We start from the raw sequence: 20,851 nt of genomic DNA, 5'->3' as shown, positions 1-20,851 counted from the left end.
GATGGCCGGTGATCGCTGGCAGTCGGGGCTGCTGGATGCCGCAACACCCGGTGGCTGGGCCGTGGCCCACTGCCGTCAGCAGTTCCTCTCCGACAGCAACGGCGTGCTCTTTCCCCGTGAGTGGTTGAAGCGCCAGGAGCTGCCGGTGCTGGCCGAGCATGGCATCGGCCATTTCGACGGTGATCCGATCTACCTGCTGGAGCTGGCCCATCCTGCCGCAGTGGACGGCTGCTACTGGCAGGGGCTGCGCCAGGTCATGCTGCAGGGCGATCCCGATATCTTCCGCATGCTCGGCTATGCCAGCCAGATCGGCACCTGGGCTGACCAGCACCGTTTCTGCGGCAGCTGCGGGCAGCGCATGGAGCGGGTTGCGGGCGAGCGTGCGATGCGTTGCCCGAGCTGCGAGGTCCACCACTATCCACGCCTGTCGCCGAGCATGATCGTGCTGGTCAGTCGTGGCGACGAGCTGTTGCTGGCGCGCTCGCCGCGCTTCGTCACCGGCGTCTACAGCACCCTGGCCGGCTTCGTCGAGCCGGGTGAGTCGGTGGAAGACTGCGTAGCCCGCGAGGTGCGGGAAGAAGTGGGCGTGGAAATCGGCAACATCCAGTACATCGCCAGCCAGAACTGGCCGTTCCCGCATTCGCTGATGCTGGGCTTCCATGCCGAGTACCGCAGCGGGGACATCGTGCCGCAGCCGGGCGAGATCGAAGACGCCCGCTGGTTCCGCCTGGATGCGCTGCCGCCCTTGCCGGCGCAGCGCTCCATCGCGCGTTACCTCATCGACCTCTATGTAGCGCGGCGTCTCGGCTTAGCCGATCCAGTGCTGCCACACTAGGCGCGCGGTCAGCGCCAACACCACCATGATGAACACCGGGCGGATGAACTTGGCACCGCCCTGGATGGCGGTGCGCGCGCCGAGGAAGGCGCCCGCCATGAGTGCGATGCCCATGCTGATCCCCAGTGCCCAGGCCACCTGGCCAGCGGCGATGAAGACCACCAGCGCCATGGCGTTGCTGACGAAGTTCATGCTGCGGGCAACGCCGCTGGCACGCACCAGATCCAGGGGATAGAGCAGCAGGCTGCTGACCGTCCAGAAGGCGCCCGTGCCAGGGCCGGCGACACCGTCGTAGAACCCGAGGCCAAGCCCTTGGGGCCATTGACGACGACGGGCGATGGGCGCGTCCTCATGGTGCTGGACATCCGGGGTCTTGCCGAACAGCAGGTAGAGGCCGCATCCGAATACCACCACCGGAAGCATCTGATTGAGCCATTCGGCGGGCAGCCAGTGGGCGATCACCGCGCCCAGGGCCGCGCCGATGGCGGTGGCGATCAGCGCATTGCGCCATTTCGACGGGTCGAACAACTTGCGGCGGTAGAAGGTATAGCTGGCAGTGGCTGAGCCGAAGGTGGCGCAGAGCTTGTTGGTGCCCAGCACCAGGTGAGGTGGCAGGCCGGCGGTGAGCAGGGCAGGGATGGTCAGCAGGCCGCCGCCGCCAGCGATGGCATCGATGAATCCGGCAAGGAAGGCAACAGCGGCGAGAATCGCCAGGGTGGCGGGATCGACCGCCAGCTCGAAGGGGATTGGCATGGAAAACGAGGTCCGTGTCTACAACTGCCGCGTGGCTTGTGGCTGCGGCGGGGGGAGTTGCGCATAATGCCGGCATTTTCAAGCATAAGGAATGGGCTCCATGCAGTATGACGGCCTGGCCTGGGCAGCCGCCCTGCTGGCAGTGTTGGTCGCGGTCGTAGCCGGACGCATCCTCTTCGATCGCAGCTGGTTTCTCGGCTGGCTTCGTGGCACCTGCGGCCTCGCTTTCCTGGCCCTGGCGCTGCTGGTAGCGCTGGTCGCCCGGGACCTGTGGAGCTACGACGCGCTTCCCGAAGACAAGCCGCTGGTGACCCTGAGCTTCAAGTCCCTGGGGCCGCAAAGCTATGAGGTCACCTTGCTGGAAGGGGCCATCGAGCGCGAGGTGCTGCTGGATGGCGACCTCTGGCAACTGGATGCGCGGCTGTTCAAGTGGAAAGGACTGGGCAACCTGCTGGGGCTACAACCGGGCTATCGCCTGGAGCGTCTGTCGGGCCGCTTCCTCGCCATCGAACAGCAGAACCTGGCCCAGCATCCGCGCGCGCAACTGGCGAGCAGCCTCTACGGCGTCGACTTCTGGCGCTGGCTACGTATGGCCCAGCGTGACTTCTTCCTCTTCGTGCCCGAGGCGCAGCGGGTGACCTATCTGCCCATGGCTGATGGCGCGGTCTATTCGGTGAGCCTGTCACCCACCGGCCTGCTGGCCCAGCCGCTGAACCCGGTGGCCAAGGAGGCGTTGAAGGACTGGCGCTGATTCCAGGACAACGCCATAGCCCAGGGGTGTATGGCGCCTTTTTCATCCACCAGCGGCGCTATGCCGGGCCACGAATGGTGAGCTGGTTAAGCGTGGTCCACCCTTGCGGCTCTGTTCGCGAGCAAGCTCGCTCCTACACGTTCGGTCATGAGCCGGGCGTAGAGATCATGCGCTAACCCAAGGGTGGATGGCGCTTTTTTCATCCACCAGCGGCGCCACGCCGGGCCTCCAATGGTGAACCGGGGGAGCAGGATCTGTCGGTGTCCGGAGCCAGAAGAAGCGCAGTCGTTCGTATGTTCGGTTCCACGGAATTGCAGGCATGAAAAAGGGAGCCATCAGGCTCCCTTTTTTCATGGGCGTGATCCTCAGGAGAGGAAGCCACCGTCGACGTTGAGGGCAACGCCGGTGGTGTAGCTGGAGGCAGCGCTGGCCAGATACAGCACGGCGCCGGCCATTTCGCTCGGGTCCGCCACGCGCTTCAGCGGGATACGCTGCAGGGCGACTTCGCGGATGGCATCGTTCTTCACCAGGGCCGAGGCGAACTTGGTGTCGGTCAGGCCCGGGAGCAGGGCGTTGCAGCGGATGCCGAACTGGGCGCATTCCTTGGCGAATACCTTGGTCATGCTGATCACGGCGGCCTTGGTCACGGAATAGATGCCCTGGAATTCACCCGGGGAAACACCGTTGATGGACGCGACGTTGATGATGCTGCCACCACCGTTCTGCTTCATCAGCTTGCCGCCTTCGATGGACATGAAGTAGTAGCCGCGGATGTTGACGTCAACGGTCTTCTGGAAGGCCGAGAGGTCGGTGTCCAGCACGTTGCAGAACTGCGGGTTGGTGGCGGCGTTGTTGACCAGGATGTCGAGGCGACCGAACTTCTCGCGGATCTCGGCGAAGACGCTCTGGATCTGCTCCATCTCACCGATATGGCAGGCGATGGCGGTGGCCTTGCCACCCTCGGCGATGATGGCGTCGGCAACGGCCTGGCAGCCCTCGATCTTGCGGCTGGAGACGATCACGTGGGCGCCTTGCTGGGCCAGCAGCTTGGCGATGGATTCACCGATTCCGCGGCTGGCGCCGGAAACGAAGGCGATCTTGCCGTCGAGGTCGAACAGGTTGGTCTTGGACATGGGATTCCCCTTGTTGTAAGCCGGTTTACAGCCGTGATTGTTTGATGACTTGCAGGCTCATCTGCTCCAGCAGCTTGTTCATGTGGATGAACTGGGCGAAGCGCTTGTCCTGGGTCTGTCCGTGGAAATAGCGGTAGTAGATCTGCTGCACGATGCCGGCCAGGCGGAACAGGCCGTAGGTGTAGTAGAAGTCGAGGTTGGTGATGGGCGGCAGGCCGGCGCGTTCGGCGTAGTAGTCGGCGAACTCCTGGCGGGTGAGCATGCCCGGCAGATGGCTCGGCTGGCGGCGCATCAGCTGCACCGGAGCCGGGTCCTTTGCCTCGATCCAATAGGCGAGGGTGTTGCCCAGGTCCATCAGCGGATCGCCGATGGTGGTGAGCTCCCAGTCCAGCACGCCGATGATGTTCATCGGGTTGGCCGGGTCGAGGATCACGTTGTCGAAGCGGTAGTCGTTGTGGACGATGGCCGGCTTGTGGTGGTCGGCGGGCATCTTGTCCTTGAGCCAGGCCTTGACCGGTTCCCAGGTCGGTGCGTCCGGAGTCAGGGCCTTCGCGTAGCGGTCGCTCCAGCCGGCGATCTGGCGCTGCACGTAGCCTTCCGGCTTGCCCAGGTCGCCAAGACCGCAGGCGTTGTAGTCGACGTTGTGCAGCTCGACCAGCTTGTCGATGAAGCTCAGGCACAGTTCGCGGGCCTGGCTTTCTTCAAGCTTCAGGTCGGCCGGCAGGTCAGCCCGCAGGATCACGCCCTTCACCCGATCCATCACGTAGAACTCGGCGCCGATCACCGACTCGTCAGTGCAGTGCACGTGGGCTTTCGGGCAGTAGGGGAAGCCGGCGTTGAGCTGGTTGAGGATGCGGAACTCGCGACCCATGTCGTGGGCGGACTTGGCCTTGTGGCCAAAGGGCGGCCGGCGCAGCACGAATTCCCGGTTGGGGTATTCCAGCAGGTACGTCAGGTTGGAGGCGCCGCCCGGGAACTGGCTGATGCGCGGCGTTCCGTCCAGGCCGGGAATGTTGGCCTTGAGGTACTGGTCGATAACGGCGGCGTCGAGCTCTTCGCCTTCGCGGATGCGGGTGGACTGATCAGTAAGCGTCATGCTTATCCCTTCTGTTTATGATGGGGGCCCGAGATTATTCGCTAATCTAATGCCGCCTTGGGGGCGTCACAAGCCGAACGAGCCGTTATAGACAAAGGTGTTGCAGCACAATCAGGCTGCCTGATTCGCCCACAGTGCATGCATTGGGCGAAAAAAAACCGGAGCCCTGGGACTCCGGTTCTTCGTTCTGGATCTCAGCGTAAAAGCTTAGACCGGGAACAGTTCGCCAAGCTTCATAGCCAGCATCATGTCGCCTTCGGCGCGCAGCTTGCCGGCCATGAAAGCCTGCATGCCGTCGGTTTCGCCGGTCATGATGCCAACCAGGGTGGCGCTGTCCATGATCAGGGTGACGTTCGGGTTGGCGGCGTCGCCCTGCTGCACGTCGCAGGTACCGTCTTTGACTGCCAGGTAGTGGTTGTCGCCGTCTTCGATGTTGAACTGGAACACCAGGTCCAGGCCAGCGGCGGCACCGGCGTTGAACTTGGACTGCATGGTTTTGACGATGTCAGCAACGTTGGTCATGGTGTTTTCCTTTTTCTAGGGTTTTTTCAGCGGCCTGTCCGGCCGCAGTAGGCCGGGCTCAGCGATAGGTGATGAGCTCCGGCGCCTTCAACAGTTCCAGATGCACATGACTGTTGAAGGAAGCCAGGGTCACCTCGCTGCCGCGGAACTTCAGGCGGTTGAGCGAGGTGTTGACGATCTGCCAGTTGAGGCCGAAGGCGCTCTCGGCCGGGATGCCGGTCACCAGGTGGAGCAGGGCGGTGATGGTGCCGCCGGAGGTGAACACGGCAATGTTCTGCTTGTTGTCCGCTTCGGCCAGGATGCGCTCCAGGCCGCCGCGAACCTGCTCGACGAAGTCCTTCCAGCTTTGCAGGTCGGGCACGTCGTGTTCACCAGAGACCCAGCGCAGCACCAGCTTGGAAAACAGGCGCTGGAACTCGGCGCGATTCTGCGCGCCATTGCGCAGCACGTGCAGGGCTTCGGGTTCTTCGGTGAGCAGGTCGGGGAGCAGGGCGCGGATCACTGCGTCTGCGTCGAATTCGTTGAAGGCCGGATCGATCTGGATCGCAGGAGCGCCGAGGCCGACAGCGTCGAACTGCGCCAGTGCGGCCTGGGCGGTGTGTTGCTGGCGTCGCAGATCACCGCTGTAGCAGCGATCGAGGCGCAGGCCTAGTTGGGCAAGGTGGGCGCCCAGCACTTCGGCCTGGCGGATACCGATGGGCGAGAGCACATCGTAGTCATCGGCACCGAAGGAAGCCTGGCCATGTCGAATCAGGTAGATACTGCCCACGTACTGGCGTCCCGTGAGGTTGAAAGTCCCGCGAAGATATGGGGAAGCCCGGGGCCTGTCAACGAAAAAACATACGCTTGTTTGAATGCATTCCCACTGTTTATGAAGACGTTTCCAGTCGCTGGCGAGCCGGGGGTGGCGCCGTTATGCTTGCTGGTCGTCGCGCCGCCGAAAGGCTGGCGCCAGGAGGGATTACAAGGGGGATACAAGTGGAGTTCTTTGCCGATTACGCAGGCTTTCTGGCCAGGACCGTTACCGTGCTGGTGGCCATCCTGGTGGTGCTGGCAGCCATTGCTGCACTGCGTGGCCGCAATCGCCGCGTCGCCAGCGGTCATCTGGATGTACGCAAGCTCAACGATTTCTACAAGGGCCTGCGCGAGCGCCTGGAACATTCGGTGCTGGATAAGGCGCAGCTGAAGGCGGCGCAAAAGGCCGAGGCCAAGGCAGCGAAGCAGTCGAAGAAAGCGGGCAAGCACAAGCCTCGGGTGTTCGTGCTGGATTTCGATGGCGACATCAAGGCGTCGGCCACCGATCACCTGCGCCATGAAGTGACCGCGCTGCTGTCCATGGCCACGGACAAGGACGAAGTGGTGGTGCGCCTGGAAAGCGGTGGCGGCATGGTGCACAGCTACGGCCTGGCGTCTTCGCAGCTGGCGCGCATTCGTGATGCAGGCGTGCCGCTCACCGTTTGCGTGGACAAGGTGGCGGCCAGCGGCGGCTACATGATGGCGTGCATCGGCGACAAGATTCTCGCCGCGCCGTTTTCCATCATCGGCTCCATCGGCGTCGTGGCCCAGCTACCCAACGTGCATCGTCTGCTGAAGAAGCACGATATCGATTTCGAAGTGCTCACCGCCGGCGAGTACAAGCGCACCCTCACCGTGTTCGGCGAGAACACCGACAAGGGCCGGCAGAAGTTCCAGGAAGACCTGGAATCCACCCACGAGCTGTTCAAGGGCTTCGTCGGTCGATATCGCTCGCAACTGGACATGGCCGAGATCGCCACGGGTGAAGTCTGGCTGGGCACCGCCGCGCTGGAGAAGAAGCTGGTCGATGAACTGCGTACCAGCGACGAGTACCTCGCCGCGCGTGCCAAGGACGCCGAGCTGTTCCATCTGCACTACGCCGCTCGCAAGAGCCTGCAGGAGCGCGTCGGCCTGGCTGCCAGCGTGGCCATCGACCGCGTGTTGCTGAGCTGGTGGGAACGTCTCAGCCAGCAGCGTTTCTGGCAGTAAGGGATCGATGCGGGGCCCGGTGGAAACCGGGCCCCGTCATTTTCAGGCCTTGCTCAGGTACATGGTGATCTCGGCGCGCAGCACCGCGGTATCGCCGACGTAGGCCACGACCGGTACCTTGACGTCGCCCAGGATGGACCAGTCCAGCTCGCTACCGTCTGCTACAGCGCGTACGTCGCCGGAAGCCTTGGCCAGGTACTCGACCGTCATGCCGCGCGGAATCCAGCGCACGCCGGCAGGAATGGAGGCGTCAGTCATGGTTCCGGCCACCAACTCCGCGGCGTTGCACAGTGCGATGGCGTGCACGGTGCCGATGTGGTTGAGCACCTCGCGGCGCTTGGGGAAGCTTACCTCGGCGTAGCCCGGGCGCAGTTCGACGAAGCGCGGGGCAATGCTGGCGAAGTAGGGGGCGACTTGGCCGATCATGGCGCTGAACTGCTCTGGGCCGGCTTGCTTGAACATCTGCAACATCTGGCTCATGGATTTCGAGTCTCTCGTCAGGGTGGATTGAAGATGAGCGCGCGCTGCTGCAGTATACGAGTGCTAGAAAATAATTCTAGAAAAATATTCTAATTCCCTTTCCAAGGAGTTCCATGGCCCGTTCCTCCCGCAAAGACGAGATCCTCCAGGCTGCTCTGGCGTGTTTCACCGAGGTGGGCGTAGATGCCACCACAATCGAGATGATCCGCGACCGTTCCGGTGCCAGCATTGGCAGCCTCTACCACCACTTCGGCAACAAGGAGCGCATTATCGGCGCGCTCTACTTGGCCGGGGTTGGCCAGTACGCGCAGTTGCTCCAGGAGGGGTTCGCCAAGGCCGCCAGTGCCGAGGCCTGCGTCAAGCTGCTGGTCAGCGTCTATGTCGACTGGGTGGTGGCCAATCCGGATTGGGCGCGTTTCGTGTTGCACAGCCGCGGGCGGGTGGAGGCTGGGGAGGTGGGCGAGCAGCTGCGCGAGGCCAATCGTGATCACCATGCGCGCATCTTCGACGTCCTGCAGGACTACCGCGAGGCTGGGGCATTCAAGGATATTCCCGCGGACTGCTTCTCCTCAGTGGTTATTGGCCCTGCACAGGACTTTGCTCGCAACTGGCTGGCTGGGCGCACTCGCACGAGCCTGGCTGACTGCCGCGAGCTGTTCATGCAAGTGGCGTGGGATGCGGTTCGTGCGTTGTAGGGGCGAATTCGTTCGCCAACCGGACCGAAGGTTCGGCCTCAATAAGCCGGGGGCAGCTGCGCCGCCCTTGGTGAATGAATTCGCCCCTACAGAGATGTATACCCATTGGGGGCATCGCCAAACAAAAAGCCCCGCAATTGCGGGGCTTTTCGTTGGTGCGTCGGTCAGGCCGTGCGGCGGCGGAACAGCGGCAGGGGCTGGTCGCTGGATGCCTGGTAGACCTCGGAGTAGTCCTCGAAGGCCTTGATGGCGTCGTACGGATCCTTGTCCGCGCGCAGGGCAAAGGCGTCGAAGCCGCAACGCTTGAGGGCGAAGAGCTGGTCGCGCAGCACGTCGCCGATGGCGCGTACTTCACCCTTGTAGCCGTAGCGCTGGCGCAGCAGGTAGGCGGTGGAGGAGTGACGGCCATCGGTGAAGGCCGGGAAGTTCAGCGCGATGACCTGGAAGAACTCCAGCTGGTCGGCGATTTCCTCGATCTCCTCGTCGCTGTCCAGCCACACACCCAGGCCGCCGTCGCGGGCTTTCAGGGCGTGAGCGTGGTCGCGCCAGAGGGCCAGCGGGACGATGATGTCGTCGCAGTTGGGCACGCCGTCCAGGGTCGCGTCCTTGGCCAGCAGGTGCCAGGTTTCGTCGATCACCTGGCCGTTCTTAATGATTCGCTGCATATACGCGCTCCTTGAACAGGTCGATACCGATACGGCGGAAGGTGTCGAGGAATTGCTCGTCTTCGGTGCGCTGTTCCACGTAGACCTTGATGATCTTCTCGATCACATCGGCTATTTCGTCCTGGGCGAAGGACGGGCCGAGGATCTGCGCCAGGCTGGCGTCACGGCCGGCACTGCCGCCGAGGGATACCTGGTAGAACTCCTGGCCTTTCTTGTCCACGCCGAGGATGCCGATGTGGCCCACGTGGTGGTGGCCGCAGGCGTTCATGCAGCCGGAAATGTTCAGGTCGAGGTTGCCGATGTCGAACAGGTAGTCCAGGTCATCGAAGCGGCGCTGGATGGCTTCGGCCACCGGGATCGACTTGGCGTTGGCCAGGGAGCAGAAGTCGCCGCCCGGGCAGCAGATGATGTCGGTCAGCAGGCCCACGTTCGGGGTGGCGAAACCGAGCTCGCGCAGTTCGCCCCACAGGGTGAACAGCTGGGACTGCTCGACGTCGGCCAGGATGATGTTCTGGTTATGGCTGTTGCGCACTTCACCGAAGCTGTAGCGATCGGCCAGGTCGGCGATGGCGTCCAGCTGCTTGTCGGTGACGTCGCCAGGTGCCACGCCAGTGGGCTTGAGCGACAGGGTTACTGCGGCGTAGCCGGGCTTCTTGTGGGCGATGACGTTGCGCACGCGCCAGCGAGCGAAGCCGGGGTGCTCGGCTTCCAGTGCGGCGAGGGCGGCGTCCTGGTCTTCCAGGGCCTTGTACGACGGATCGACGAAGTGCTTGGCAACGCGTGCCACTTCTTCTTCGGTCAGGGTGGTGGGGCCATCCTTCAGGTGGGCCCACTCGGCGTTCACGCGCTCAGCGAAGACTTCGGGGGTCAGCGCCTTGACGAGGATCTTGATCCGCGCCTTGTACTTGTTATCGCGACGGCCATAGCGGTTGTACACGCGCAGGATGGCGTCGAGATAGCTGATCAGGTGCTGCCAGGGCAGGAATTCATTGATGAAGCTGCCGACGATCGGGGTACGGCCCAGGCCGCCGCCCACGGATACGCGGAAGCCCAGCTCGCCGGCAGCGTTCTGTACTGCTTCCAGGCCGATGTCGTGGACTTCGATAGCAGCGCGGTCGCTCACGGCGCCATTGACGGCGATCTTGAACTTGCGCGGCAGGTGGGAGAATTCCGGGTGGAAGGTGGACCACTGACGGATGATCTCGCACCAGGGGCGCGGGTCGACGAGTTCGTCACGGGCGACGCCGGCGAACTGGTCGGTGGTGGTGTTGCGGATGCAGTTGCCGCTGGTCTGGATGGCGTGCATCTGCACGGTGGCCAGCTCGGCGAGAATTTCCGGCACGTCTTCCAGTTCCGGCCAGTTGTACTGGACGTTCTGGCGGGTGCTGATGTGGGCGTAGCCCTTGTCGTAGTCGCGAGCGATCTGAGCCAGCTTGCGCACCTGCACGGAAGAAAGCAGGCCATAGGGCACGGCGACGCGCAGCATGGGCGCGTAACGCTGGATGTACAGGCCGTTCTGCAGGCGCAGCGGGCGGAATTCCTCTCCCGAAAGCGTGCCTTCCAGATAGCGGCGGGTCTGATCGCGGAACTGCTTGACGCGGTCCTCGACGATCCGTTGATCGTACTCGTCGTATACGTACATGAAATGTCCTGTTGTCAGGCTGCTTACAGCTTTTCTGCGCGCACGGCCGCGCACTCCCCGCGGAGCCGGAGGAAGATACCAGTTCGTGGTTATGCGCAAAAGTGATGTTTGAGTATATGTAAAGAACCAAAAGTTATGGCTTTGTACGGGTGCATAACCCTTCGGCTTGAGGCGCTGCGGGGGCTGGTCTTTACTCGAAGTGCAAGCCGCCTATAACCACAACAACCGGGGGACGCCATGACCGAACATTCCGAAGACACCAACCACGACAGCAAGGTCGATGCCTGGGCCATCTTCTTCCTGATCCTGATTGCCGTTTCCACTGCTGTGTTCTGGGTCAGCCATCAATAAGGGACGTGTGGGGCGGACTGGCTTCCGCTCGTCCGCCCCACCTTATCCGGTCGCCCTGCGATAAGCGGTTATACTGCGCCGCTGCTTATTCAGGGTTATGGAATGAAAGGACGTTGTGCCTCCCTTCTGTTTTTTCTCTGCCTGGGGCTCAGCCATTCGCTGAGTGCCGCTTCGGTGGTGTTTCTCAACCCGGGCCGGACCCAAGAGCCCTTCTGGGCCAGCTATGCGCAGTTCATGCAGGCAGCCGCCGGCGACCTGGGCATGAAGCTGGAAATCCGCTATGCCGAACGCAGCCTGGAGCGGATGCTCGACCAGGCTCGCGAAGTGCTGCAGGGCGAGAATCGGCCTGATTACCTGGTTTTCGTCAACGAGCAGTACGCCGCGCCGGAAATCCTGCGGCTGGCCCGCGGCAGTGGGGTCAAGCTGTTCACGGTGAACAGCACGCTGACGCCTGACCAGCAGGCCGTGACCGGAGGCACCCGGGAGCGTTACCCGGACTGGATCGGCAGCATGATTCCCAATGATGAGGAAGCCGGCTATCTGATGGCGCATACATTGCTGGAGCAACAGGCGCGCCGCACACCAGGCCAGCCCTTCGAGGTGCTGGCGTTCTCCGGCGTCAAGCAGACACCCGCCGCCCAGTATCGCGAGCAGGGGTTGATGGCCGCTCTCGCCGAGTTCCCCCAGGCCCGCCTGCGACAGCTGGTCTACAGCGAATGGAATCGCGATCGCGCCTACAACCAGGCCCTGCAGCTGTTCCAGCGTTATCCGAGCGTGAATGTCGTGTGGTCGGCCAACGATGAAATGGCCTTCGGTGCGATGAAGGCGGCCAGCGAGCTGGGACACAAGCCGGGGCGGGATATGTACTTTTCCGCCCTGAACAATTCCCCGGAAGTCCTGCGCGCCTACCTCGATGGGCAGATCAGTGCCCTGGTCAGCGGCCACTTCACCCTTGGCGGCTGGGCGATGGTGCTGCTGCATGACTACGACGCAGGCGTGGACTTTGCCCAGCACGGGGGCAAGGATCGCGAAGTGCGACTGTTCATGGCCCTGGACCGGGACAAGGCGAAGCGTATCCTGCAGCACATCGAGCGGCAGGGCTACGACCTGGATTTCCGCGCCTTCAGCCAGGTGGGCAAAAAGGCTGCGGCTGACTACCGCTTCTCCCTGGAACCGCTGATCGACTGAGGCTCACACCCCGGCGAGGTGGAGTATCACTTTCACCAGTCCAAACAGCACCAGCACGAAGATGGCGGTGAACAGCACCCCGAGGATGATGAAGTGGCTGGGTTTGCCACGGCTGAAGTCGCGGGCTCGATTCTTCCCGCTCTGCACGCCGAAGGCCGCCGCCAGCACGCTCTGCAGCATCTCGCGGAAGCTCAGGGGTTGATCGTGATTCTTGTCGTCCATGGGCACCTCCTGGCCTGAGCTTAGCTCGTCGGCCGGGAAATGCTGTCTGGTCGCTCAGGAGGCCGAGCGGTGCAGGCGGCGGGTATTGACCAGTTCCACCGCGCGGGCACGCAGCTGGCCGCAGCCGCCTTCGACGTCCTGGCCGGCGGAGTTGCGCACCTTGGTGAGGATGCCGCGGCTGTGCAGGTAGCGGACCATCTGCACGATGCGATCGCCATCCGGGCGCTGGTACTCGTCCGCATCCAGGCTGTTGTAGGGGATGAGGTTCATCACCGCGTACTTGCCCTTGAGCAGGCGCAGGATGCCGTCCATTTCTTCCTGGCTGTCGTTGATGCCCTTGAGCAGCGTCCACTGGTACTGGATCGGATAGCCGATGTTGCGGGCGTAGCGTTCGCCCAGCTCCACCAGTTCGTCCGGGGCGATGCGTGGCGCCTTGGGCAGCAGTTGCTCGCGCAGGTCAGCCCGGGTGGTGTGCAGGGAAAGCGCCAGCGCTGGCTTGACCCGCTCCTGGGGAAGGCGCTCGAAGACGCGCATGTCGCCCACGGTAGAGAACACCAGGTTCTTGTGGCCGATGCCGCCATCGGTGCCCAGCAGATCGATGGCTTCGAGCACGTTCTCCAGGTTGTGCGCCGGCTCACCCATGCCCATGAACACGACCTTCTTCACCGGCCGGAAGCGGCGGGCGAGGGCAACCTGGGCGACGATCTCGGCACTGCCCACCTGGCGCAGCAAGCCGCTCTTGCCGGTCATGCAGAACACGCAGCCCACGGCACAGCCCACCTGGGTGGAGACGCAGAGGCCATCACGGGGCAGCAGCACGCTTTCCACCATTTGGCCATCGCGCAGCGCCACCAGCAGCCGGGCGGACCCGTCGACGCCGGGGTGTTCGGATCGCAGACTCACCAGGGAGCCCAGTTCCTCGGCCAGTGCTGGCAGGCCGTCACGGACGCTCAGGGGCAGGAAGTGCTCGGTGTGCTGACGGCGGGTGCCTGCGTCCAGGGGCTTGCCCTGCAGCCAGGCACGCACCACCCGCCCGCTATGGACGGGGAGGGCGCCGAGGTCGGCGAGTCGCTGGTGGATATCGGGGATTCGCATGGGGCGCGCATCCTACCACTGTCCCCGAAACGGTGGCAGACCCGCCGACCGGCGCTGGATATGGCTCAGGGCGCCTCGACGCTGATGGCCAGCGCGGAGGTCATCCGAATGACCACTTCCTGATTGAGATAGGAGGACTTGAGTTCGATGTCCGGCCGCACCCGAACGACCTTGCGGGTACCGTCGGCGAACTGCAGCGTGGCGGTGTGCTGGGTGGTGTCGATAGCTTTGACCACAGCTGTGATCTCCACGGTATTGGCGACCAGCATGCCCGGCTTGTCACCCTCAGGTGCAGTCGCCACCACGCCAGCGGCGCCATCTTCCGCGGCTTTGCCCGGTGCGCGCAGCTCGATCACGCGCTCGTGGGTCACTACAGCGTTGACCCGGTCGCCCACCTTCAACTGCGAGAAATTGCGCATTTCCGGGACCGCGTTGAAGGTCTGGCGATTGCCCTGTTCGTCCTCCAGCGTGAAGGTGCGCTTCTTCTGGTCGACGGCCTGGACCACCGCCGAGATCTGCTCGGTCTCGGATACGACGCTACCGGGCACCCCCTGAGCGTAGGCTTCGCCCGAGCTGGTGGTGGCGGTCAATCCTTCGTTTTCCGCATGGCTGGTGCAGGCCGCGAGCAGGCCGAGGGTAATCAGGAGAGCGGGAATACGGCTGGCGTCGAGCATAAAAAGTCCACCTTGGTCGATCGGGTTCCATGAATGTTGGATGCGCGGTGGGAGGTCATCCCGTTCCACCCGGGCATCCTGCCTGGTCGGCTTCTTCAGCGTAGGCGAGGCTGCGGCATTTGCCTCCGTGGTATCCTCGCGCGCTGTTTGATTCAGCGATTCGGGAGCTGTCCATGAAGTTCATCCATCAACGCGAGCACCTCAACGAGGGTGACCTGGTCGTCATCCAGTGCTCGCAGACCTGCAACATCCGGCTGATGAACGATGCGAACTTCCGCAGCTTCAAGAATGGTGCCCGCCACAACTACATCGGCGGCGCGTTCGACCGCTTCCCGGCGAAGATCGTGGTTCCCAGCACCGGCTTCTGGAACGTCACCCTCGACACCGTCACCCGCCGCGCCATCAGCGTGACGCGCAAGCCTAACTTCGAGTGGTCGATCAAGTTCGTGAGGCGTACCAAGGGATGAATCCCGTTCCATGAAAAAGCCCCGCTAGTGCGGGGCTTTTTCATTGTGCGGGTGCTTACAAGTCACTACTGGGATCAGTTGTCGTATCCCAGATTCGGTGCCAGCCAGCGCTCGCTTACGGCCTGGTCCTGGCCCTTGCGTTTGCTGTAGCTCTCGACCTGGTCGCGTTCGACTTTACCAACGGCGAAGTACTGGGCCTCGGGGTGGGCGAAGTACCAGCCGCTGACCGCCGCCGCCGGGAACATGGCGTAGTGCTCGGTGAGGGTGACGCCGGAGGCGCCTTGCGGGTCGAGCAGGTGGAAGAGGGTGCCTTTCTCGGTGTGGTCCGGGCAGGCCGGGTAGCCGGGAGCGGGGCGGATGCCCTTGTACTGCTCCTTGATCAGCGCCTCGTTGTCCAGGTGCTCGTCGGCCGCATAGCCCCAGTGCTCCTTGCGCACGCGCTCGTGCAACCACTCGGCGCAGGCTTCGGCCAGGCGGTCGGCCAGGGCCTTGACCATGATGGCGCTGTAGTCGTCGCCCTTGGCTTCGTACTGCTTGGCCAGTTCCTCGGCGCCGATGCCGGCGGTGGTGATGAAACCACCCACGTAGTCGGTGATGCCGCTTTCCTTGGGCGCCACATAGTCGGCCAGGCAGAGGTTCGGCTTGCTGTCGGGCTTGATGGTCTGCTGGCGCAAGTGGTGCAGGCGCGCCAGGGCCTTGCCGTGGGCGTCGTAGACTTCGATGTCGTCGTGGTCCACCTGGTTGGCCGGCCAGAAACCGAACACCGCACGGGCCTTGATCAGCTTGCCGTCGATCAACTGCTTGAGCATGGCCTGAGCGTCGTTGAACAGCGCGGTAGCCGCTTCGCCCACCACGTCATCAGTGAGGATGCGCGGGTACTTGCCGGCCAGGTCCCAGGAGATGAAGAAGGGGGTCCAGTCGATGTACTGGGCCAGCACCGCCAGGTCGATGTCCTCCAGCACCTGGACGCCGGTGAAGCTCGGCTTGGCGACCTGATGGGAAGCCCAGTCGAACTGCGGCTTGTTGGCCAGGGCGTCGGCGTAGGCCAGGCGCTCGGTGCGGGCAGCGCGGTTGGCGGTACGCTCGCGGACCTCGGCATACTCCTCGCGCAGCTTGCGGGCGTATTCCGGCTTCATTTCCTTCGACAGCAGGGTGGTGGCCACACCCACCGCGCGCGATGCGTCGGTGACGTAGACCACGGCGTCATTGCTGTACTGCGGGTCGATCTTCACCGCCGTGTGTGCCTTGGAAGTGGTGGCGCCGCCGATCATCAGTGGCAGGTTGAAGCCCTGGCGCTGCATTTCCTTGGCGACGTGGACCATCTCGTCCAGGGACGGGGTGATCAGGCCGGACAGGCCGATGATGTCGCACTTCTGTTCGCGGGCGGTCTGGAGGATTTTTTCCGCCGGCACCATCACGCCGAGGTCGACGATGTCGTAGCCGTTGCAGCCCAATACGACGCCCACGATGTTCTTGCCGATGTCGTGCACGTCGCCTTTCACGGTAGCCATGAGGATCTTGCCCTTGGCTTGGGGCTTGTCGCCTTTCTCCGCTTCGATGAAGGGGATGAGGTGAGCCACGGCCTGCTTCATCACGCGGGCGGACTTCACGACCTGGGGCAGGAACATCTTGCCGGCGCCGAACAGATCGCCCACTACGTTCATGCCGGACATCAGCGGGCCCTCGATCACCTCGATCGGGCGCGCGCACTTCTGGCGGCACTCCTCGGTGTCTTCGACGATGAAGGTGGTGATGCCCTTGACCAACGCATGCTCCAGGCGTTTCTCAACGCTGAAGCTGCGCCATTCCTCGCTTTCGGCTTCCTTCACCGCGCCGCCGCCACGGTAGTTGTCGGCGATGGCCAGCAGGGCCTCGGTGCTGCCCTCGTGGCGGTTGAGCACCACGTCTTCGACCTTGTCGCGCAGCTCGGCGGGGATCTCGTCGTAGATCTCCAGCTGGCCGGCGTTGACGATGCCCATGGTCAGGCCGTTCTTGATGGCGTGGTAGAGGAACACCGAGTGGATCGCTTCACGCACCGGGTTGTTGCCGCGGAAGGAGAAGGACACGTTGGACACGCCGCCGGACGACAGCGCATAGGGCAGTTCGTCGCGGATGTAGGCGCAGGCCTCGATGAAGTCCACCGCGTAGTTGTTGTGTTCCTCGATGCCGGTGGCCACGGCGAAGATGTTCGGGTCGAAGATGATGTCTTCGGGCGGGAAGCCCACTTCGTTGACCAGGATGTCGTAGCTGCGCTTGCAGATTTCCTTCTTGCGTGCGGCGGTATCGGCCTGGCCGACTTCGTCGAAGGCCATCACCACCACGGCCGCGCCGTAACGTTTGCACAGACGGGCATGGTGCTTGAACGCCTCGACGCCTTCCTTCATGGAGATGGAGTTGACGATGCCCTTGCCCTGGATGCATTTCAGGCCCGCCTCGATCACTTCCCACTTGGAGGAGTCGATCATGATCGGCACGCGGGAGATGTCCGGCTCACCGGCGATCAGGTTAAGGAACGTGACCATGGCTGCCTGGGAGTCGAGCATCCCTTCGTCCATGTTGATGTCGATCACCTGGGCGCCCGCTTCCACCTGTTGCAGCGCCACTTCCAGGGCCTCGGTGTAGTTCTCTTCGCGGATCAGGCGGGCGAACTTGGCGCTACCGGTTATGTTGGTGCGCTCGCCGACGTTCACGAACAGCGAACTGCGGTCGATGGTGAAAGGCTCCAGGCCCGAGAGGCGGCAGGCCTTGGGGATGTCCGGGATCACGCGCGGCTGATACTTGGCCACGGCCTCGGCGATGGCCTGGATGTGCGGCGGGGTGGTGCCGCAGCAACCGCCAACGATGTTGAGCAGGCCACTGGCGGCGAACTCTTCCACCACTTCGGCCATCTGCGCCGGGGTTTCGTCGTATTCGCCGAAGGCGTTGGGCAGGCCGGCGTTGGGGTGCGCCGAGACATGGGTTTCAGCCTTGGCCGCCAGCTCCGCCAGGTAGGGGCGCAGCTCCTTGGCGCCGAGGGCGCAGTTCAAGCCGATGGAGATTGGCTTGGCGTGGCGCACCGAGTTCAGGAAGGCCTCGGTGGTCTGGCCGGACAGGGTGCGGCCGGAGGCATCGGTGATGGTGCCGGAGATCATGATCGGCAGCTCGAAGCCCAGTTCCTCGAACACGCCCTGCACGGCAAAGATCGCCGCCTTGGCGTTGAGGGTATCGAAGATGGTTTCGATCAGGATCAGGTCGGAGCCGCCCTCGATCAAACCCTTGGTGGCTTCGCTGTAGTTCTCCACCAGCTCGTCGAAGGTGACGTTGCGGTAGCCGGGGTTGTTCACGTCCGGGGAAATGGAGCAGGTGCGGCTGGTCGGGCCGAGCACGCCGGCAACGAAGCGCGGCTTGGCCGGGTTCTCGGCGGTCTTGGCGTCGGCCACTTCACGGGCCAGGCGCGCGCCTTCGACGTTCAGCTCATACACCAGCTCTTCCATGCCGTAGTCGGCCTGGGACACGCGGGTGGCGTTGAATGTGTTGGTCTCGAGGATGTCCGCGCCGGCGTCCAGGTAGGCCTTCTCGATGGCCTGGATCACATCCGGACGGGTCAGCAGCAGCAGGTCGTTGTTGCCTTTCACGTCGCTCGGCCAGTCAGCGAAGCGAGTGCCACGGTAGTCCTCTTCCTGCAGCTTGTAGCTCTGGATCATGGTGCCCATGCCGCCGTCGAGGATCAGGATGCGCTCTTTGAGCGCCTGTTGCAGGGCTTGCTGGCGGGCGATGCGGTCGGACATGGGAACTACCTGAAGGTGGCGTGAACAAAGGCGAGGATGATAGCAAAACCTTAGTAATTTTTAGCTTGTCCGCCATTTCCATGAATTTCGTTCATGTTGGTGCGGGGGCGGATTCGCCGTCCCATGCCGCAAGCCACTAGAATCCGCCTATTCACTCCTCACGGATCGAGTCATGTCGCTGCGTACCCTTGCTTCGTTGTTTGTCCTGTTCATGCTGTGGATGCGCCCGACAGTGGCTGAGGAGCTTTCCTACAGCAGCGACGTCCAGCCGATCTTCACGCAGAAGTGCGTGGCCTGCCATGCCTGCTATGACTCGCCTTGCCAGCTCAACCTGGGCAGCGCCGAGGGTGCCGCACGGGGTGCCAGCAAGCTGCCTGTGTACGACGGAGGCCGCACCAAGGCGCAGGAAACCACTCGTCTGTATTTCGACGCGCGTGGCGCCGAGGCCTGGCAACGCAAGGGCTTCCATTCCGTGCTCGATGCCAATGGCGCCCAGGCCGCATTGATGGCGCGGATGCTGGAGCTGGGCCGGTCGAATCCGCCGGAACCCAATGCCAAGCTGCCGGCCGACCTCGATATCAGCATCAATCGCCAGAACCAGTGCCCTCTGCCCGGGGAGTTCGACGACTACGCCCGCAAGCACGCCCGCGCTGGCATGCCGTTCGCCGTCACCGGCCTCAGCGACGCGGAATACCAGACCCTGCAACGCTGGCTGGCCCAGGGCGCTCCGGTCGAGGAGCAGGCCGTGCAGCCCAGCGCTGCCGAGGCGCGCCAGGTGACCGAGTGGGAAAACCTGCTCAATGCGCCGGGCGCCCGCGAGGTGCTGGTGGGGCGCTGGCTGTTCGAGCATCTGTTCCTCGCGCACCTGTATTTCGAGGGCGGCGAGCCGGGACACTTCTTCCAATTGATGCGATCGCGCACGCCCAGCGGCCAGCCGATCGACCCCATCGCCACGCGCCGCCCCAACGAGGATCCGGGCAACAAATTCTACTACCGTCTCTGGCCCATCCAGGGCGTGATCGTGCACAAGACCCACATCACCTATCCGCTGAGCGCGGCGAAGCTGGCGCGGGTCAAGGAGCTGTTCTTCAGCGGCGATTGGGTCGCCGACCAGGTGCCTGGCTATGGTGCCCAACGCCGTGCCAACCCCTTCGAGACCTTCCAGGCCATCCCGGCGCAGGCGCGTTACCAGTTCATGCTGGATAACGCCGAGTACTTCGTGCGGACCTTCATCCGCGGCCCCGTCTGCCGTGGCCAGATCGCCACGGACGTAATCCGCGACAACTTCTGGGCACTGTTCCAGGCCCCGGCCCACGACCTGTACATCACCAATGCCGAGTACCGCGAGCAGGCGACACCGCTGCTGGCGATGCCGGGGCAATTCGACGAGATCGGCGACTTGCTGGGGCTGTGGCGCAGCTACCGCGACAAGCGCAACGAGTACGAAGCGCTGCGCATGGCGGCTTATGCGGATGCGCCGGTGCCGAGCTGGTCGCACATCTGGACCGGCAACGACAACGCGCTGCTGTCGATCTTCCGCCAGTACGACAGCGCCTCGGTACGCAAAGGCCTGATCGGCGAGATTCCGCAGACCATCTGGTGGATGGATTATCCGCTGCTCGAGCGCACTTACTACCAGTTGGTGGTCAATTTCGACGTGTTCGGTAACGTCTCCCACCAGGCGCAGACGCGGCTGTACTTCGACCTGATCCGCAATGGTGCGGAGGTGAACTTCCTCCGCCTGATGCCGGCCGAGTCCCGGGCGGCGTTGCTCGGCGACTGGTACCAGAAGAGTGGCAAGGTGAAGATGTGGCTGGACTACCAGAGCATCGACAAGGACACCCCAAGCGCTCTCGCCTTGCCCGAAAAGGACCCCAAGCGCGCGTTCGCCCAGGAGCTGCTGTCGCGCTATGCCGGGATCAACGCAAGGCCCGATCCCATCAACCGCTGCACCGATGGCCGTTGCTTCCGGTCGGACGTCGCACGCGAGCTGCAGGACGTGGAGCAGGTACTCAGTCGCCTGGTGAGCCGGCCGGCTGCGGGGCTCAAGGTAATCGAGCAACTGCCGGAGGCGACCCTGCTGCGGGTCGAAACGTCCGATGGGCGCCGCGAGATTTACAGCCTGCTGCGCAACCGCGCCCACAGCAACGTGGCCTTCATGCTCGGCGAGGAACTGCGTTACCAGCCGGGGCTGGACACCCTGACGCTGTACCCCGGCGTGCTCTCCAGCTATCCGAACTTCATCTTCAATCTCAAGGCGGGGGAAGTGGAGGCCTTCGTATCTGCCCTGGAGAAGGCGAAGGACGGTGCAGCTTTCGACAAGGTGGTAGAGCGCTGGGGCATCCGTCGCACCCACCCGGAATTCTGGTCCTACTTCCACGACCTGGCGGCTTTCATCCGTGAAACCGAGCCGGTGGAGGCGGGAGAGCTGGATATGAATCGGTATCAGAACCTTTGACGAGAATAATTCCTACTAAATTGGTAGGGCTTTAACCCCTGTTCCCCTTTGGC

At 63.5% G+C, this 20,851-nt stretch carries 19 protein-coding genes; 7 read left to right on the top strand and 12 right to left on the bottom strand.

The window, feature by feature from the left end; genetic code table 11:
- Position 1: 1 nt before the first annotated feature.
- The gene (nudC, locus tag E8E91_RS18340; RefSeq protein ID WP_280377584.1) at positions 2–835 is read left to right on the top strand and encodes an NAD(+) diphosphatase; all 834 of its coding nucleotides are present in this window, start codon (positions 2–4) and stop codon (positions 833–835) included.
- On the opposite strand, the gene E8E91_RS18335 is transcribed toward nudC, so the two are convergent.
- The gene (locus E8E91_RS18335) at positions 809–1,582 is read right to left on the bottom strand and encodes a TSUP family transporter (protein ID WP_280377810.1); all 774 of its coding nucleotides are present in this window, start codon (positions 1,580–1,582) and stop codon (positions 809–811) included. The genes nudC and E8E91_RS18335 overlap by 27 nt on opposite strands.
- 106 nt (positions 1,583–1,688) lie before the next feature.
- Between E8E91_RS18335 and E8E91_RS18330 the strand changes: the two genes are divergently transcribed.
- Positions 1,689–2,339 (top strand): hypothetical protein, encoded by a 651-nt coding sequence (locus tag E8E91_RS18330; RefSeq protein WP_280368756.1) that lies wholly within the window; start codon positions 1,689–1,691, stop codon positions 2,337–2,339.
- Positions 2,340–2,704: 365 nt separating this feature from the next.
- Here the strand turns inward: E8E91_RS18330 and E8E91_RS18325 are convergent, their stop codons facing one another.
- From E8E91_RS18325 to E8E91_RS18310, 4 genes are all read right to left on the bottom strand, one after another.
- Entirely contained in the window at positions 2,705–3,472 is a 768-nt protein-coding gene (locus E8E91_RS18325) for an SDR family oxidoreductase (RefSeq protein ID WP_280368754.1), read from the bottom strand.
- Positions 3,473–3,497: 25 nt separating this feature from the next.
- Positions 3,498–4,568 (bottom strand): phosphotransferase family protein, encoded by a 1,071-nt coding sequence (locus tag E8E91_RS18320; protein WP_280377582.1) that lies wholly within the window; start codon positions 4,566–4,568, stop codon positions 3,498–3,500.
- Positions 4,569–4,775: 207 nt separating this feature from the next.
- On the bottom strand, positions 4,776–5,090 hold the full coding sequence (locus E8E91_RS18315) for an SCP2 sterol-binding domain-containing protein (RefSeq protein WP_280368748.1): 315 nt from the start codon (positions 5,088–5,090) through the stop codon (positions 4,776–4,778).
- A gap of 58 nt (positions 5,091–5,148) precedes the next feature.
- Positions 5,149–5,859: a histidine phosphatase family protein gene (locus E8E91_RS18310; protein WP_280377579.1), complete on the bottom strand. Its 711-nt coding sequence runs from the start codon at positions 5,857–5,859 to the stop codon at positions 5,149–5,151.
- Positions 5,860–6,068: 209 nt separating this feature from the next.
- Here E8E91_RS18310 and sohB point away from each other — a divergent pair, with 209 nt between their 5' ends.
- Positions 6,069–7,094: a protease SohB gene (gene sohB, locus E8E91_RS18305; protein ID WP_280377577.1), complete on the top strand. Its 1,026-nt coding sequence runs from the start codon at positions 6,069–6,071 to the stop codon at positions 7,092–7,094.
- Between the two features lie 42 nt (positions 7,095–7,136).
- On the opposite strand, the gene E8E91_RS18300 is transcribed toward sohB, so the two are convergent.
- On the bottom strand, positions 7,137–7,574 hold the full coding sequence (locus tag E8E91_RS18300; RefSeq protein ID WP_280377574.1) for a hotdog fold domain-containing protein: 438 nt from the start codon (positions 7,572–7,574) through the stop codon (positions 7,137–7,139).
- 113 nt (positions 7,575–7,687) lie between these two features.
- On the opposite strand from E8E91_RS18300, the gene E8E91_RS18295 reads away from it, so the two are divergent.
- On the top strand, positions 7,688–8,269 hold the full coding sequence (locus E8E91_RS18295) for a TetR/AcrR family transcriptional regulator (RefSeq protein WP_280377572.1): 582 nt from the start codon (positions 7,688–7,690) through the stop codon (positions 8,267–8,269).
- Between the two features lie 164 nt (positions 8,270–8,433).
- Here E8E91_RS18295 and E8E91_RS18290 read toward each other — a convergent pair whose 3' ends face one another.
- Positions 8,434–8,934 (bottom strand): DUF934 domain-containing protein, encoded by a 501-nt coding sequence (locus E8E91_RS18290; protein WP_280377570.1) that lies wholly within the window; start codon positions 8,932–8,934, stop codon positions 8,434–8,436.
- Positions 8,918–10,576 carry a nitrite/sulfite reductase gene (locus tag E8E91_RS18285; RefSeq protein ID WP_280377568.1) on the bottom strand — a complete coding sequence of 553 codons (1,659 nt, stop codon included), beginning with the start codon at positions 10,574–10,576 and terminating at the stop codon, positions 8,918–8,920. Before E8E91_RS18285 ends, E8E91_RS18290 begins: the two co-directional genes overlap by 17 nt.
- A 453-nt stretch (positions 10,577–11,029) precedes the next feature.
- Here E8E91_RS18285 and E8E91_RS18280 point away from each other — a divergent pair, with 453 nt between their 5' ends.
- Complete coding sequence (locus E8E91_RS18280) at positions 11,030–12,115, top strand: ABC transporter substrate-binding protein (RefSeq protein WP_280377565.1); 1,086 nt, start codon at positions 11,030–11,032, stop codon at positions 12,113–12,115.
- Between the two features lie 3 nt (positions 12,116–12,118).
- On the opposite strand, the gene E8E91_RS18275 is transcribed toward E8E91_RS18280, so the two are convergent.
- From E8E91_RS18275 to E8E91_RS18265, 3 genes are all read right to left on the bottom strand, one after another.
- A complete protein-coding gene (locus E8E91_RS18275) occupies positions 12,119–12,337 on the bottom strand; it encodes a DUF2970 domain-containing protein (protein WP_280368722.1) in 219 nt (72 codons plus the stop codon).
- A 54-nt stretch (positions 12,338–12,391) separates the two neighbouring features.
- Complete coding sequence (locus tag E8E91_RS18270) at positions 12,392–13,432, bottom strand: RNA methyltransferase (protein ID WP_280377562.1); 1,041 nt, start codon at positions 13,430–13,432, stop codon at positions 12,392–12,394.
- Between the two features lie 65 nt (positions 13,433–13,497).
- Positions 13,498–14,106, bottom strand: a complete 609-nt coding sequence (locus tag E8E91_RS18265; RefSeq protein WP_280377560.1) for a hypothetical protein — start codon at positions 14,104–14,106, stop codon at positions 13,498–13,500.
- A gap of 173 nt (positions 14,107–14,279) precedes the next feature.
- On the opposite strand from E8E91_RS18265, the gene E8E91_RS18260 reads away from it, so the two are divergent.
- On the top strand, positions 14,280–14,573 hold the full coding sequence (locus tag E8E91_RS18260) for a DUF1883 domain-containing protein (protein WP_280377559.1): 294 nt from the start codon (positions 14,280–14,282) through the stop codon (positions 14,571–14,573).
- A 74-nt stretch (positions 14,574–14,647) separates the two neighbouring features.
- On the opposite strand, the gene metH is transcribed toward E8E91_RS18260, so the two are convergent.
- Entirely contained in the window at positions 14,648–18,340 is a 3,693-nt protein-coding gene (gene metH, locus E8E91_RS18255) for a methionine synthase (protein ID WP_280377556.1), read from the bottom strand.
- Between the two features lie 211 nt (positions 18,341–18,551).
- Between metH and E8E91_RS18250 the strand changes: the two genes are divergently transcribed.
- A complete protein-coding gene (locus E8E91_RS18250; RefSeq protein ID WP_280377807.1) occupies positions 18,552–20,798 on the top strand; it encodes a fatty acid cis/trans isomerase in 2,247 nt (748 codons plus the stop codon).
- The last annotated feature ends 53 nt before the right edge of the window (positions 20,799–20,851 follow it).

It is taken from the genome of Pseudomonas sp. BN515, from assembly GCF_029873155.1.
In the GTDB taxonomy this organism is placed as follows: Bacteria; Pseudomonadota; Gammaproteobacteria; order Pseudomonadales; family Pseudomonadaceae; genus Metapseudomonas.
The sequence above is the reverse complement of the archived record's forward strand: the minus strand, read 5'-3'. Positions and strand labels throughout refer to the sequence as shown.